Genomic DNA, 15,497 nt, shown 5'->3' with positions numbered 1-15,497 from the left:
CGGCCGCAGGACGCAGGGACCGTCGGAATTCGAAGCGGTGGACGGCCCCGGCACATCGGGACCATCGGAACCCAAAGCGGGCAACGACCCCGGCACATCGGGACCGCCGGAACCCAAAGCGGGCAACGACCCCGGGACGTGGGGACCGTCGGAACCCGGGGCGAGGGGCGGTGGGGTGCTCATCGGTGTCCTCCGGGGCGCGGCGGGGTGGCCTCCAGCGTGTACGCGGGAGGTGGTCGCGTCCGGGGGTTCGGTGAACAGCACCCGATGGAGGTACTGCCGTACGGGAAGGACGGGCCGGAGGTGGTGTACCGTGCGCCGCCGGCCGGGAGGGGGCCGGCGGCGGGTTCCGCCGGGTGGGGTCAGGCGCCGTGGGCCTCGCGGACCCGGAGCGCCCGTGCGAGGTCGTCCAGTTCGTCGACGAGCCGGCGGCGCAGGGACGGCACGGGGGCGGCGTCGCGCAGGCAGTCCTCGCCGAGGCGGAGGGTGTCGGGGGTGACGGCGTGGACGGGGAAGGCCCAGCGGCCCGCGGCGGCGGCGATGGCGGGGCCGCGGCGGGCGGCGACGGCGACCGCGTCGGGGAAGTAGCGGGGCACGTACTCCTGTACCAGGTCGGCCTGTTCGGGCTGCCAGAAGCCCTGGGCGGTGGCGGTGAAGAGGTAGTTGGAGAGGTCGTCGGAGCCGAACATGGCGTCCCAGGCGCGGGCCTTGGCCTCGGGGTCGGGCAGGGCGGCGCGGCAGCGGGCGGCGCCTTCCTGGCCGGTGGCGCTGGGGTCGCGGTCGAGTTCGGCGGCGATGGTCGCCTCGTCGGTGGCGCCGAGGACGGCGAGCCGGGTGAGGATGCGCCAGCGCAGTTCGGGGTCGAGTTCGGGGCCGCCGGGGACGGTGCCGTCGGCGAGCCAGGCGGCGATGGTCTCGGGGTGGGCGGCGGTGGCGATGCGGTGGCGTACGGCGATCAGGCGGCGCCCGGGGTGGTCGCCGTCCTCGGTGCGGCGGATGAGGTCGCGGCACAGGGCGGTGAGGGTGGCCAGGGCGGCGGGCCGCTGCCCGGGGGTGAGGTAGCGGTCGGCGATGTGGGTGTGGGCGAAGGCCAGGACGCCCTGGACGAGGGCGAGGTCGGTCTCCTCGGGGAGGTGGGCGGCGGCGGTGGCCAGGTAGTCGTCGGGGGCGAGTTCGCCGTCGCGGACCATGTCGCGCAGGGTGTTCCACACCACGGTGCGGGTGAGGGCGTCGGGGATCTCGGCCAGGCCGCGCAGGGCGGTCTCCAGGGAGTTCGCGTCGAGGCGGATCTTGGCGTAGGTGTGGTCGAGGTCGTTGGGGACGACGAGGGCGGGGCGGGTGCCTGGGCGGGGCTCGGGGGCGGTCTGGGGGAGGTCGGTCTCGTAGCGCTCGCGCAGGACGAGGGTGCGGCCGTCGTTGAGGTCGCGGTCGTAGACGCCGATGGTGGCGCGGTGCGGGCGGCTGCCGTCGTGGTGCAGGGCGAGCGTCCAGGCGCCGGGGCGGGCGTCGACGGTGGCGGTGAGGGTGTCGACGCCGGTGGTGCGCAGCCAGGTGTCGGCCCAGGCGTGGACGTCGCGGTCGGTGGCGGTGGCGAGGGAGTCGATGAAGTCGGCGAGGGAGGCGTTGGCGAACTTGTGCCGGGCGAAGTGGGTGTTGATGCCGGCCAGGAAGTCCTTCTCGCCGAGCCAGGTGACGAGCTGGCGCAGGGCGGAGGCGCCCTTGGCGTAGGAGATGCCGTCGAAGTTGAGGAGGGCGGAGGCGGTGTCGGGGACGTCCTCGGGGGCGACGGGGTGGGTGGAGGGACGCTGGTCGGCGTCGTAGCCCCAGGACTTGCGGGTGACGCCGAACTCGGTCCACGGTCCGGTGAAGCGGGTGGCCTCGGCGGTGGTCTGGTAGCCCATGTACTCGGCGAAGGACTCGTTGAGCCAGATGTCGTCCCACCAGCGCAGGGTGACGAGGTCGCCGAACCACATGTGGGCCATCTCGTGGGCGATGACCATGGCGCGGGTCTGGCGTTCGGTGTCGGTGACGGCGGAGCGGTGGACGAACTCGTCGCGGAAGGTGACCAGGCCGGGGTTCTCCATGGCGCCGGCGTTGAACTCGGGGACGAACGCCTGGTCGTAGGAGTCGAAGGGGTAGGGCTCGTCGAACTTCTCGTGGTAGCGGTCGAAGCAGGCGCGGGTGATGTCGAGGATCTCGTCGGCGTCCGCGTCGAGGTACCGGGCGAGGGAGCGGCGGCAGTGGATGCCGAAGGGCAGGCCGCGGTGTTCGGTGGTGACGGAGTGCCAGGGGCCGGCGGCGACGGCGACGAGGTAGGTGGAGACGGGCGGGGTGGTGGCGGCGGTCCAGCGGCCGTCGTCGGTGAGTTCGGTGACGCCGTTGGCGAGGACGGTCCAGCCTTCGGGGGCGCGGACGGTGAGGTCGAAGCGGGCCTTGAGGTCGGGCTGGTCGAAGGCGGCGAAGACGCGCTGGACGTCGTCCATGAAGAGCTGGGTGTAGAGGTACGTCTCGCCGTCGGCGGGGTCGGTGAAGCGGTGCATGCCCTCGCCGGTGCGGGAGTAGGCCATGGCGGCGTCGACGCGCAGTTCGTGTTCGCCGGGGGTGAGGTTCCTCAGGGGCAGGCGGTTGTCGTCCAGGTCCGCCGGGTCGAGGGGGTGTCCGTCGAGGGTGACGCTGTGCAGCCGGTCGGGCCTGACCTCGACGAAGGTGTCCGTGCCGGCTGCGGGCTCCGTGTCGCCGCGGACGGTGAAGCGGATGGTGGTGAGGGAGTCGAAGGTCTCGTCCCCACCGGTCAGATCGAGGGCGATCGTGTAGTGGTGGACGTCGAGGAGCCGGGCACGGGTCTGCGCTTCGTCGCGCGTCAGTACGGACATGGACGACATGCTGCCCGATGCCGGTCGGAGGGCACAGGGGCGGTTCGGTACGCGGCCTATGTCCGGTCTTTCTGGAGGCTGTCGCGCTCCCCCTCGCGCGCTCCCCGGGGCCGGGAGCGCGGGGCGGGGGCGTCGGGGTGGGGGCGGCCGGGAGGGGTGGGGCCGTTCCCGGTGTGCTCCCGCAGGCGGGCGCGCAGGTCGCGCACCTCCCGCTGGAGGGCGAGGTGGCGCCGGTGGGTCTCGTAGAGGTGGCGGACCTTGGTGCGCAGGGCCCAGGGGTCCACGGGTTTGAGGACCAGGTCGGCGACGCCCAGGCGGAAGGCGGTGGCGCTCAGCTCCGGGTCGAAGCCGAAGCCGGTGAGGAGGACGACCGGGATGTGCTGGGTCTGTTCCACGCGGCGCATGTAGCGGACCACGTCGAGCCCGTCGACGCCGGGTATCCGTACGTCGAGGAGGAGCAGGGCGACCTGGCCGCGCAGGACCTGCTTGAGCGCCTGGTCGCCGCTGGTGGCCCGCCGCAGGCCGTAGCCGAGCGGGGCGAGGGCGGCCTCCAGGGCGTACAGCGTGTCCTCGTGGTCGTCGACGATCAGTATTCCGGCGTCCGAGGGTGCTCCGGCGCCCGGCGGTGTTCCAGCGCCCGGCGGTGTTCCAGCGTCCGGCGGTGTTCCGGCGTCCGGCGGTGTTCCGGCGTCCGACGGCATTTCCCGACGTCCTCCCTTGTGCGGCAAGGCTTGTGCGGCAAGGGGTGCACGGCTGTGCGGCACGAGGGCGCACGGCTGTACGGCGAGGGGGGTGCACAGCGCAGCATGCCCCGTGCACGTCCCCGTGTCACTCCCCCGGGTACAGCCTCGGGCGCGTCGGGCAGGTCGGGCGGGTCGGCGGGTCAGGCGCGTTTCAGGCGGTCTCGGTGCCGGCGTCCTCGGCGATGCGCTCGTGGTGGTGGATGACCTCGGCGATGATGAAGTTCAGGAACTTCTCGGCGAAGGCCGGGTCGAGTTTGGCGCTCTCGGCCAGGGTCCGCAGCCGGGTGATCTGCTCGGCCTCGCGGGCCGGGTCGGCGGGCGGCAGCTGGTGGCGGGCCTTGAGGTGGCCGACCTGCTGGGTGCATTTGAAGCGCTCGGCGAGCATGTGGACGACGGCGGCGTCGATGTTGTCGATGCTGTCGCGCAGCCGGGCGAGCTCCTCGCGGACGGCGGGGTCGGCTCCACTGTTACCGGTGTTGCTGGTGGTCATGACAGGTCAGCCTACGGGGCGGGGCGGGGGCGGCGCCGGGCCGTCTCAGCACCCGGCGGGGGGGCGCGGGCGGGGCGGCTTTCCGCAGTCGGCCGCGGGGCGGGCCGGTGCGGTGCCCCGTACAGTGGGAACCGGGTTCCGGCGTCTTGGGGGTACGGACGTGGCGAACGACGGGCCGGTCGAGCACGGCTACCCGCACCTGGAGACGGTGCGGGCCGCCGTCACCGCGCTGTACAGGCGGTTGTCGTACGACACCGTCCAGACCTTCGCGGTCAGTGTGGCACCGGCCGACGTGGCGTTCTGCGACACCGACGACCTGTATCTGGGGGCGCAGCGGGTCGCCCGGGAACTGGTGCGGCACTACCGTCTCCCGGACGCGCGGCTGATCGTCTCCTTCCGTGCGATGCCCCAGGCGGCCAATGTCGAACTGGCCGCCGGGCCGGAGTACTTCGTCGAGCTGAACGACCGCTTCCGCACCCACCGCCGGGACATCGGTGCCGCGCTGGCGCACGAGGTGACCCATGTGTACCTGCACCGTCTGGGGCTGTCGTTCCCGGGCACGCGGGACAACGAGATCCTGACCGACACGGTGACGACGTACCTGGGCGCGGGGTGGCTGCTGCTGGACGCGTACCGCGAGGACGCGGCGTCCTCGCAGAAGCTGGGGTACCTGACGCCGGAGGAGTTCGGGTACGTGCTGGCCAAGCGGGCGCTGGTGTTCGGTGAGGACCCGTCGGTGTGGTTCACCAGTCCGCAGGCGTACTCGGCGTACGTGGAGGGCCGGGAGCGGGCCCGCCGGGACGAGCGGCAGCCGCCGCTGACGGCGGCCGGCTGGGCGGGCCGCCGCCGCTACGCCCGGGACCGGCGGCACGCGCAGGACCATCCGTCCGGCGGTGCGGGCGGCGGTGCGCCGTACGCGTTCACCCCGGACACCCGGGGCCCGCTGCGGGTCTCGTTCCCGTGCCCGACCTGTCACCAGCGCATCCGGGTTCCGGTGCGGGGCCGGGTACGGGCGCGGTGCGGGCTGTGCCGGACGGTGCTGGAGTGCGATACGTGAGCCGGGCGCCCCGGCGCCCGACAGCTTCCGGTGCCGGTGCCCGGCGCCCGTCGCCTGCCGGTGCCCGGCGCCCGTCGCCTTGCGGTGACGCTCCCCGGCGCCCGTCAGCTCCCGGTGACGATCCCCTGGGCCCGCGCCTCCACCAGCCACTTGGGGAACTCGCCCACCAGACGGTCGTACAGCTCGGCGTCACAGACCGTGCGCGGGTCCTGTCCGGCGTGGAAGAAGCCGGCGTTGTCGACCACTCGCTTGCCGGGGACGGCCAGTTCGTCGAGTCTGCGCAGATAGTCGAACTGCTTGCTGCCCCGGTCGCCGAAGCCGATGAACTGCCAGAACAGGGGCAGCCGGGCGGCCTTGCAGAGGTAGCGCTCGGCGGCGAGCCGGTTGACCGGGCCGCCGTCGGTCTGGAAGACGACGAGGGCGGGGGCGGTGGAGCCGCTGTCGAGGTAGTGGTCGATGACGGCGTCCATGGCCAGGTGGTAGGCGGTCTTGCCCATGTGGCCCAGGCCCGCCACGATCCGCTCGATCCGTCCCTGGTGGTCGGCGAGCGCGATGTCGGTGACCGCGTCGACGTCGGTCGAGAAGAACACGACCGGCACGGTGCCGTCGTCGTCGAGGTGCGCGGAGAGCGACAGCACCCGGTCGGCGAGCGCCTGCACGCTGCCGTCCTTGTAGTACGGCTTCATGGAGCCGGAGTGGTCGACGACGAGGTAGACGGCGGCCCGCTGCCCGTCCAGTCCGTGTCTGCCCAGGGAGGCACCGGCGCTCTTGTAGAGGCTGACCAGCGCGGGCGCGCTCTCCTCGATCTTGCTCAGGCTGATCGCGGCCATCCGGACTCCCCCATTCGCACCACGGCACAGGCTGCCGAGGTTACGGCACGGGCCGACCCTGCTCTCAGCCCGTCCACAGGAGTTCGCTATTTTGTTCGCCGCCGCCCGTCCCTCACCACCGCAGAGGAGCCGGCTCTTGGAGTCCGAGCCCGTCGTCACGACCTGCTACCGCCATCCGGCGGTGGAGTGTCATGTCCGCTGCACCCGCTGCGAGCGGTACATCTGCCCGGACTGCATGCGCGAGGCGTCCGTCGGCCACCAGTGCCCGGAGTGCGTGAAGGAGGGGGCGCGGTCGGTCCGGCAGGCCCGGACCATCGTCGGCGGCCGGGTCACGGCGACGCCCGTGGTGACGTACGCGCTGATCGCGCTCAACGCGCTGGCCTACGTCGCCGAGGTGGTCCGCCCGGAGATCGTGGACCGGTTCTCGGTGCTGGCCGCGCGGCTGACCGGGCCGGACGGCGGTTACTACGTCTACCAGGCCGGCCACCCGTCCGGCTTCCAGGCCGAGGGCGTCGTGGTCGGCGAGTGGGAGCGGCTGCTGACCGGCGGCTTCCTCCATCTGCAGCCCACCGAGGGCACGTTCGGACTGCTGCACATCGTGATGAACATGGTGGCGCTGTGGCAGCTGGGCCGGGTGGTGGAGCCGATGCTCGGCCGCCTGCGCTACCTCGTGCTCTATCTGCTGGCGGTGCTGGGCGGCTCGGTCCTGGTGGTGCTGCTGGCCGACCCCGGGCAGACGTCGGTGGGCGCCTCGGGCGGCATCTTCGGGCTGGGGGCGGCGTACTACGTACTGGCCCGCCGGGTCGGCGCCGGCATGGGGCCGGTCAACCGGTTCATGGCGTATCTGCTGCTGTGGCTGCTGATCTCCGCCGGGCTCACCTCCTGGCAGGGCCACCTGGGCGGTCTGGTGGCCGGCGGTCTGGTGGCGGCGGCGTTCGCGTACGCGCCCCGGGACGGACGCCGGACGCTGGTCCAGGCGGGGGCGTGCGCCGCGCTGCTGGTGGTGCTGGCGGTGGCGGTGCTGGCCCGGGTGGCGGCGCTGACGGGCGGGGGCGCGGCGTGAGGCGCGGGGTGCTGTTCTTCGCGGCCGTGCCGGTGGTGGCGACGGCGGCGGTCTTCTTCCTGGCGCCGGCCGACTCCGGCGAGCGGGTGTCCGGCCCGCCCGCGGCCACCGCCGGGTCGGCCCGTGAGGAGGCCAAGGACCGGGCCGAGCGGGAACGGGAGCAGGACGACGCGGTGATCGCCGGCCTGCCGGCCGGGCTGTCCGCCCCGGACAAGAAGGAGCTGGCGCAGCGGCTCGTGGCGAGCGCCGACAACTCCACGCTGGACTGGCGCAGCCTCTACGGCAGCATCGAGGACCTCGGCGACGGGCAGGGCTACACGGCGGGCATCGCCGGCTTCTGCACCGGCACCCACGACCTGCTCACCCTGGTCGAGCGGTACACCGACGACCACCCCGGCAACGGCCTCGCCCGCCATCTGCCCGCCCTGCGCGAGGTCGACGGCACGGATTCCCACGAGGGCCTGGACCCCGGGTTCACGGACGCCTGGCGGGCGGAGGCCGAGGTCCCGGCGTTCCGCGAGGCGCAGGAGGAGGAGCGCGACCGGGTCTACTTCGATCCGTCCGTGCGCCTGGCCAAGCTGGACGGGCTGTCCACGCTGGGCCAGTTCGTGTACTACGACGCGATCATCTTCCACGGCCCGGACACCGAGCGGGACGGCTTCTACGGGCTGCGCGAGCAGGCCGTGCGCCAGGCGAAGACCCCGGCCGAGGGCGGCGACGAGAAGACGTACCTGAACGCCTTCCTCGACGTCCGCCGCGAGGCCCTGCGCAACAGCCGGGACGGCGACACCACCCGCGTCGACACCGCCCAGCGGCGGTTCCTGGAGGCCGGGAACACGGAGCTGGCGACGCCTTTGGAGTGGCAGGTGTACGGGGACACGTACCGAGTGCCCTGAGCCGGACCGGGCTCGCCTCTTCTCCTGTCCGGATACCGCTCCCCCAGCTCGGGGACGCCGGCGAGATCCGGTGTCCCCCGGACGCCGATGAGCAGTGCCCGTCGTCCCCCCGTGCCACCGCTGCCCGGTCCCGGTCCCACGGTCCTCGTGGCCCGGGTCGCCCCAGCTCGTGGCGGCGGAGCGGGTACGGCGACGCCCGCCCCATGTCCGGTCGGGGACGGGGGCGGGCGCCGTCTGTGACCCGTACGCCGTTGTACGGGACAGTCCTGGTGGGGCGTCAGACCGTCAGCGCGCGGTCCGTCGGGCGGATCGGGGCCGGCAGTTCGCTGGCACCGGTCAGGTAGCTGTCGACGCCCTTGGCGGCCGAGCGGCCCTCGGCGATCGCCCAGACGATGAGCGACTGGCCGCGGCCGGCGTCACCGGCGACGAAGACACCGGGGACGTTGGTCTGGAAGTCGGCGTCACGGGCGATGTTGCCGCGCTCGTCCAGTTCCAGGCCGAACTGCTCGACCAGGCCGTTCTCCCGGTCGGTGCCGGTGAAGCCCATGGCGAGGGTGACCAGCTGGGCCGGGATCCTGCGCTCGGTGCCCGGCTTCGGGGTGAGCCTGCCGTCGATGAACTCGACCTCGGTCAGGTGGAGCCACTGGACGTTGCCGTCCTCGTCGCCCTCGAAGTGGGTGGTGGAGACGGAGTAGACCCGCTCGCCGCCCTCCTCGTGCGCCGAGGTGACCTTGTAGAGCATGGGGAAGGTCGGCCAGGGCTGGGTGACCTGGTTCCGCTCGTCTCCGGGGCGGGGCATGATCTCCAGCTGGGTGACGGAGGCGGCGCCCTGGCGGTGGGCGGTGCCCACGCAGTCGGCGCCGGTGTCGCCGCCGCCGATGACCACGACGTGCTTGCCCTCGGCCGAGACCGGGGAGGTGACGTAGTCGCCCTCCTGGACCTTGTTGGACAGGGGCAGGTACTCCATCGCCTGGTACACGCCCTTGAGTTCACGGCCGGGGACCGGCAGATCGCGGGCGGTGGTGGCGCCGACGGCGAGGACGACGGCGTCGTAGCGCTTCTTCAGGTCGCCGGCCTGGATGTCGCGGCCGACCTCGACGCCGGTGCGGAACCGGGTGCCCTCCGCGCGCATCTGCTCGATACGGCGGTTGATGTGCCGCTTCTCCATCTTGAACTCGGGGATGCCGTACCGCAGGAGGCCCCCGACGCGGTCCGCGCGCTCGTAGACGGCGACGGTGTGGCCGGCCCGGGTGAGCTGCTGGGCGGCGGCGAGTCCCGCCGGGCCCGAGCCGATCACCGCGACGGTCTTGCCGGACAGGCGCTCGGGGATCTGCGGCACGACGCTGCCGCTGTCCCACGCCTGGTCGATGATGGAGACCTCGACGTTCTTGATGGTGACCGGCGGCTGGTTGATGCCGAGCACGCACGCCGCCTCGCACGGGGCCGGGCACAGGCGGCCGGTGAACTCCGGGAAGTTGTTGGTGGCGTGCAGCCGCTCGGAGGCGGCGGACCAGTCCTCGCGGTAGGCGTAGTCGTTCCACTCGGGGATCAGGTTCCCGAGCGGACAGCCGTTGTGGCAGAACGGGATGCCGCAGTCCATGCACCGGCTGGCCTGCTTGCTGATGATCGGCAGCAGCGAGCCGGGGACGTAGACCTCCTTGAAGTCCCTGACGCGCTCCTCGACCGGACGGGAGGCGGCGACCTCGCGGCCGTGGTTCAGAAAGCCCTTGGGGTCAGCCATTGGTCGCCGCCTCCATCATCTTCTCGGTGATCTCGGACTCGGAGAGACCGTCTCGCTCGGCGGCGTCCTTGGCGGCGAGCACTGCCTTGTACGTGCTGGGGATGATCTTGCTGAACCGCTCGACCGACGCGGACCAGTCGGCGAGCAGCTTGCCCGCGACCGTGGAGCCGGTCTCCTCGGCGTGCCGGCGCACCACGTCGTGCAGCCATTCCCTGTCGGTGTCGTCCAGGGCCTCGATCGCGCCGAGGTTGCCGGCGTTGACGTTGTCCCGGTCGAGGTCGATGACGTAGGCGGTGCCGCCGGACATGCCGGCCGCGAAGTTGCGTCCGGTCTCGCCCAGGACGACCGCCTGGCCGCCGGTCATGTACTCGCAGCCGTGGTCGCCGACGCCCTCGGAGACGACCAGCGCGCCGGAGTTGCGGACGCAGAACCGCTCGCCGGTCCTGCCGCGCAGGAACATCTCGCCGCCGGTGGCGCCGTAACCGATGGTGTTGCCGGCGATGACGCTGTACTCGGCGAGGTGGTCGGCGCCGCGGTCCGGGCGGACGATGATCCGGCCGCCGGACAGGCCCTTGCCGACGTAGTCGTTGGCGTCGCCCTCCAGGCGCAGCGTGACGCCGCGCGGGACGAAGGCGCCGAAGGACTGGCCCGCGGAGCCGGTGAAGGTGATGTCGATGGTGTCGTCGGGCAGGCCCGCGCCGCCGAACTTCTTGGTCACCTCGTGGCCGAGCATGGTGCCGACCGTGCGGTTGATGTTGCGGATGGCGACCTGGGCGCGGACCGGGGCCGCGTCGGCGGCGCCGGTGGCGGACAGGGCGTCGGCGGCGAGCTTGATCAGCTCGTTGTCGAGCGCCTTCTCCAGGCCGTGGTCCTGCTCGACGACGCGGTGGCGCACCGCGCCCTCGGGCAGCTCGGGCACGTGGAACAGCGGCGCCAGGTCCAGGCCCTGGGCCTTCCAGTGGCTGACGGCGCGGGTGACGTCGAGGGCCTCGGCGTGGCCGACGGCTTCCTCGATGGAGCGGAAGCCCAGCTCGGCGAGGATCTCGCGGACCTCTTCGGCGATGAACTTGAAGAAGTTCACGATGTATTCGGCCTTGCCGGAGAACCGCTCGCGCAGCACCGGGTTCTGGGTGGCGATGCCGACCGGGCAGGTGTCCAGGTGGCAGACGCGCATCATGACGCAGCCGGAGACGACGAGCGGCGCGGTGGCGAAACCGAACTCCTCGGCGCCGAGCAGCGCGGCGATGACCACGTCGCGGCCGGTCTTGAGCTGGCCGTCGGTCTGGACGACGATCCGGTCGCGCAGGCCGTTGAGCAGCAGGGTCTGCTGGGTCTCGGCCAGGCCCAGCTCCCAGGGGCCGCCCGCGTGCTTGAGGCTCGTCAGAGGGGAAGCACCCGTACCACCGTCGTGGCCGGAGATCAGCACGACGTCCGCGTGCGCCTTGGACACACCGGCGGCGACGGTGCCGACGCCGACCTCGGAGACCAGCTTGACGTGAATGCGCGCCTGGGGGTTGGCGTTCTTCAGGTCGTGGATGAGCTGGGCGAGGTCCTCGATGGAGTAGATGTCGTGGTGCGGCGGCGGGGAGATCAGGCCCACGCCCGGCGTCGAGTGACGCGTCCTGGCGACCCACGGGTAGACCTTGTGGCCGGGCAGCTGGCCGCCCTCGCCGGGCTTGGCGCCCTGCGCCATCTTGATCTGGATGTCGTCGGAGTTGACCAGGTACTCGCTGGTCACGCCGAAACGGCCGGAGGCGACCTGCTTGATGGAGGACCGGCGGGCCGGGTCGTACAGGCGCTCCGGGTCCTCGCCGCCCTCACCGGTGTTGGACTTGCCGCCCAGCTGGTTCATGGCGATGGCGAGGGTCTCGTGGGCCTCGCGCGAGATGGAGCCGTACGACATGGCGCCCGTGGAGAACCGCTTGACGATCTCCGAGACCGGCTCGACCTCGTCGACCGGGATCGAGGGACGGTCCGACTTGAAGCCGAACAGGCCGCGCAGCGTCATCAGCCGCTCGGACTGCTCGTTCACGCGCTCGGTGTACTTCTTGAAGATGTCGTACTTGCCGGAGCGCGTGGAGTGCTGGAGGCGGAAGACCGTCTCCGGGTCGAACAGGTGCGGCTCGCCCTCGCGGCGCCACTGGTACTCGCCGCCGATGTCGAGGGCCCGGTGCGCCGGCGCGATGCCGGAGGCGGGGTACGCCTTGGCGTGCCGGGCGGCGACCTCCTGGGCGATGACGTCGATGCCGACGCCGCCGATCTTGGTGGCGGTGCCGTTGAAGTACTCGTCGACGAACGCCTGGTCCAGGCCGACGGCCTCGAAGACCTGGGCGCCGCGGTAGGAGGCGACGGTGGAGATGCCCATCTTGGACATGACCTTGAGGACGCCCTTGCCGAGGGCGTGGATCAGGTTCCGGATGGCCTGCTCGGCCTCGATGCCGGGCAGGAAGGTGCCCGCGCGGACCAGGTCCTCGACGGACTCCATGGCCAGGTACGGGTTGACGGCGGCGGCGCCGTAGCCGATGAGCAGGGCGACGTGGTGGACCTCGCGGACGTCGCCGGCCTCGACCAGCAGGCCCACCTGGGTGCGCTGCTTGGTGCGGATGAGGTGGTGGTGGACGGCCGCGGTGAGCAGCAGCGACGGGATCGGCGCGTGCTCGGCGTCGGAGTGCCGGTCGGACAGGACGATCAGCCGGGCGCCGTTCTCGATGGCGGCGTCGGCCTCGGCGCAGATCTCCTCGATCCGGGCGGCGAGCGCGTCGCCGCCGCCGGAGACCCGGAAGAGACCGGAGAGGGTCGCGGCCTTCATGCCCGGCATGTCGCCGTCGGCGTTGATGTGGATGAGCTTGGCCAGCTCGTCGTTGTCGATCACCGGGAAGGGCAGCACGACGGTGCGGCAGGACGCGGCGGTCGGCTCCAGCAGGTTGCCCTGGGGGCCGAGCGCGGAGCGCAGGGAGGTGACCAGTTCCTCGCGGATCGCGTCCAGCGGCGGGTTGGTGACCTGCGCGAAGAGCTGGGTGAAGTAGTCGAAGAGCAGCCGGGGGCGGTCCGAGAGCGCGGCGATCGGCGAGTCGGTGCCCATCGAGCCGATCGGCTCGGCGCCGGCCTTGGCCATCGGCGCGAGGATGACGCGCAGCTCTTCCTCGGTGTAGCCGAAGGTCTGCTGGCGGCGGGTGACCGAGGCGTGGGTGTGGACGATGTGCTCGCGCTCGGGCAGGTCGCCCAGCTCGATCTCACCGGCCTCCAGCCAGTCGGCGTACGGGTTCTCGGCGGCGAGGGACGCCTTGATCTCGTCGTCCTCGATGATGCGGTGCTCGGCGGTGTCCACCAGGAACATCCGGCCGGGCTGGAGGCGGCCCTTGCGGACGACCTTCGCCGGGTCGATGTCGAGGACGCCGACCTCGGAGCCGAGGACGACGAGGCCGTCGTCGGTGACCCAGTAGCGGCCGGGGCGCAGACCGTTGCGGTCGAGGACCGCGCCGACCTGGGTGCCGTCGGTGAAGGTGACGCAGGCCGGGCCGTCCCAGGGCTCCATCATCGTGGCGTGGTACTGGTAGAAGGCGCGGCGGGCCGGGTCCATGGAGTCGTGGTTCTCCCACGCCTCCGGGATCATCATCAGCACGGAGTGCGGCAGCGACCGCCCGCCCAGGTGCAGCAGCTCCAGGACCTCGTCGAAGGAGGCGGAGTCGGAGGCGTCGGGCGTACAGATCGGGAACAGGCGCTCCAGGTCCGCGGAGGAGCCGAAGACGTCCGAGACGAGCTGGGACTCGCGGGCGCGCATCCAGTTGCGGTTGCCCTTGACCGTGTTGATCTCGCCGTTGTGCGCGACGAAGCGGTACGGGTGGGCCAGCGGCCAGGACGGGAAGGTGTTCGTCGAGAACCGGGAGTGCACGAGCGCGATCGCGGAGGCGAAGCGGCGGTCGGACAGGTCCGGGAAGAACGGCTCCAGCTGGCCCGTGGTGAGCATGCCCTTGTAGACGATGGTCCGGGCGGACAGCGACGGGAAGTAGACGCCGGCCTCGCGCTCGGCGCGCTTGCGCAGCGCGAAGGCGCGGCGGTCCAGGGCGATGCCCTCACAGACGCCGTCGGCGACGAAGACCTGACGGAAGACCGGCATGGTCGAGCGGGCGGTGGCACCCAGCAGTTGCGGGGCGACCGGCACCTCGCGCCAGCCGAGGACGGTCAGGCCCTCCTCGGCGGCGATCGTCTCGATGCGGGCGACGGCGTCGTCCGTACCGTGCTCCGGCAGGAAGGCGATGCCGACGGCGTAGTGACCGGCCTCGGGGAGTTCGAATCCGGCCACCTCGCGGAAGAAGGCGTCCGGGACCTGCGAGAGAATGCCCGCGCCGTCACCCGAGTCGGGCTCGGAGCCGGTGGCGCCGCGGTGCTCCAGGTTGCGCAGCACGGTGAGGGCCTGGTCGACCAGCGTGTGGGACGCCTCGCCGGTGAGAGTGGCGACGAAGCCGACGCCGCAGGCGTCGTGCTCGTTGCGGGGGTCGTACATACCCTGCGCAGCAGGGCGAGCATCCATGAACGACCAGTTTCGGCCGTTCTCGGAGTGCTGGGACGGCTGGCGCGGCGTACGCATCGGCTCTCCCGTCGTCGTCAGTGGCAAAGTGCGAAAGGTGCCGAGGGACGACGCTGGCCCTCTGCGCGGCTCAAAGTGAGCGCAAAATTTCGTGCAGGTTACATGATGGAACGGCTCTCGGAAAGCGGATATTCCGTTCCAGCATGCGGACGCCAGAGGGTGCGTAACGGGGGTACCGACACCCGGTGGCGGGAGCTGTGGGGGTCCGGCGAGAACAGATCGATGTCCGTCGGACCGGGGGGCGGAACGGGCTTCGTCACCCATCCCGCGGATGCGCCGCGGGCACCTTTGCCCACAGCGCTTACGGCTCATGCCCGGTGGTCACGCGCTCGAAACCACTGAGCAACGTGTAACCCGACTACTTATGCGGCCCAACGCATAAGTCCGGGGTCCGTCATCCTACGGCCGTTCCGAACAATGTTCCCAGGGCGTACGTCACACCGGCCGCCGCGCCGCCCAGGAGGAGCTGCCGCAGTCCGCTGTACCACCAGCTCCGCGCGGTCACCTTGGCCACCACCGCGCCACTGAGGAACAGTCCGGCCAGCGCCAGCACCACCGCCGGCCACAGCGCGCTCGCGCCGAGCAGGTAGGGCAGCACGGGAAGCAGGGCGCCCAGGGCGAAGGAGCCGAACGAGGACACGGCCGCGACCAGCGGGGACGGCAGGTCGGAGGGGTCGATGCCCAGCTCCTCGCGGGCGTGTATCTCCAGCGCCTGCTCGGGGTCGCGGGAGAGCTGCCGGGCGACCTCGCGGGCGAGGCCCGGGTCGACGCCGCGCCCCTCGTAGAGGGCGGCCAGCTCGGCCTCCTCGTCCGCCGGGTGCCTGCGCAGCTCGCGGCGCTCGACGTCCAGCTCGGCCTCGACCAGCTCGCGCTGGGAGGCGACGGAGGTGTACTCGCCGGCGGCCATGGAGAAGGCGCCGGCGGCCAGGCCCGCGAGGCCGCTGATCACGACGGTGTGCTGGCTCGCCGTGCCGCCGGCCACGCCGGTCATGAGCGCGAGGTTGGAGACCAGGCCGTCCATCGCACCGAAGACTGCGGGGCGCAGCCAGCCGCCGTTCACGTCCCGGTGGGTGTGGTTGTCGCGGTGCGCCTCGTGCAGGGTCGCTTCGGTTTCGATGATGGCCACGGGGGTCCCCCTCCACCTTCTTTAGACATAGTCCACTTCTTGACAGCAACCAAGTTACGCCGGTCATTCCTCGTCCGCCAGCAAGGAAAG

Annotated in this window: 10 protein-coding genes; 3 read left to right on the top strand and 7 right to left on the bottom strand. The window is 71.9% G+C overall.

Annotated elements, in window-relative coordinates:
* Positions 1-362 precede the first annotated feature (362 nt).
* The 3 genes from pepN to ACZ3IG_RS04840 form a co-directional block, all read right to left on the bottom strand.
* Positions 363-2,882 carry an aminopeptidase N gene (pepN, locus tag ACZ3IG_RS04850; RefSeq protein ID WP_467428990.1) on the bottom strand — a complete coding sequence of 840 codons (2,520 nt, stop codon included), beginning with the start codon at positions 2,880-2,882 and terminating at the stop codon, positions 363-365.
* 47 nt (positions 2,883-2,929) lie between these two features.
* Positions 2,930-3,574, bottom strand: coding sequence for a response regulator (locus ACZ3IG_RS04845; protein ID WP_467428988.1), 645 nt, complete (start codon positions 3,572-3,574; stop codon positions 2,930-2,932).
* A 193-nt stretch (positions 3,575-3,767) separates the two neighbouring features.
* Complete coding sequence (locus tag ACZ3IG_RS04840; protein WP_467428987.1) at positions 3,768-4,106, bottom strand: chorismate mutase; 339 nt, start codon at positions 4,104-4,106, stop codon at positions 3,768-3,770.
* A 160-nt stretch (positions 4,107-4,266) separates the two neighbouring features.
* Between ACZ3IG_RS04840 and ACZ3IG_RS04835 the strand changes: the two genes are divergently transcribed.
* Positions 4,267-5,163 carry a hypothetical protein gene (locus ACZ3IG_RS04835; protein ID WP_467428986.1) on the top strand — a complete coding sequence of 299 codons (897 nt, stop codon included), beginning with the start codon at positions 4,267-4,269 and terminating at the stop codon, positions 5,161-5,163.
* A gap of 104 nt (positions 5,164-5,267) precedes the next feature.
* Here ACZ3IG_RS04835 and ACZ3IG_RS04830 read toward each other — a convergent pair whose 3' ends face one another.
* Positions 5,268-5,993: a vWA domain-containing protein gene (locus ACZ3IG_RS04830; protein WP_467428984.1), complete on the bottom strand. Its 726-nt coding sequence runs from the start codon at positions 5,991-5,993 to the stop codon at positions 5,268-5,270.
* Between the two features lie 136 nt (positions 5,994-6,129).
* On the opposite strand from ACZ3IG_RS04830, the gene ACZ3IG_RS04825 reads away from it, so the two are divergent.
* Together ACZ3IG_RS04825 and ACZ3IG_RS04820 are read left to right on the top strand one after the other, a co-directional pair.
* Positions 6,130-7,056 carry a rhomboid family intramembrane serine protease gene (locus tag ACZ3IG_RS04825; protein WP_467428982.1) on the top strand — a complete coding sequence of 309 codons (927 nt, stop codon included), beginning with the start codon at positions 6,130-6,132 and terminating at the stop codon, positions 7,054-7,056.
* On the top strand, positions 7,053-7,952 hold the full coding sequence (locus ACZ3IG_RS04820; RefSeq protein ID WP_467428981.1) for a chitosanase: 900 nt from the start codon (positions 7,053-7,055) through the stop codon (positions 7,950-7,952). Before ACZ3IG_RS04825 ends, ACZ3IG_RS04820 begins: the two co-directional genes overlap by 4 nt.
* Positions 7,953-8,229: 277 nt before the next feature.
* On the opposite strand, the gene ACZ3IG_RS04815 is transcribed toward ACZ3IG_RS04820, so the two are convergent.
* From ACZ3IG_RS04815 to ACZ3IG_RS04805, 3 genes are all read right to left on the bottom strand, one after another.
* Positions 8,230-9,693, bottom strand: coding sequence for a glutamate synthase subunit beta (locus ACZ3IG_RS04815; protein WP_467428980.1), 1,464 nt, complete (start codon positions 9,691-9,693; stop codon positions 8,230-8,232).
* Entirely contained in the window at positions 9,686-14,281 is a 4,596-nt protein-coding gene (gene gltB / locus ACZ3IG_RS04810; protein ID WP_467428978.1) for a glutamate synthase large subunit, read from the bottom strand. The genes ACZ3IG_RS04815 and gltB overlap by 8 nt, the downstream gene beginning before the upstream one ends.
* Before the next feature lie 394 nt (positions 14,282-14,675).
* Complete coding sequence (locus ACZ3IG_RS04805) at positions 14,676-15,407, bottom strand: VIT1/CCC1 transporter family protein (protein WP_215174791.1); 732 nt, start codon at positions 15,405-15,407, stop codon at positions 14,676-14,678.
* Between the last annotated feature and the right edge of the window lie 90 nt (positions 15,408-15,497).

Source organism: Streptomyces sp. NPDC016677, from assembly GCF_055562815.1.
The sequence above is the reverse complement of the archived record's forward strand: the minus strand, read 5'-3'. Positions and strand labels throughout refer to the sequence as shown.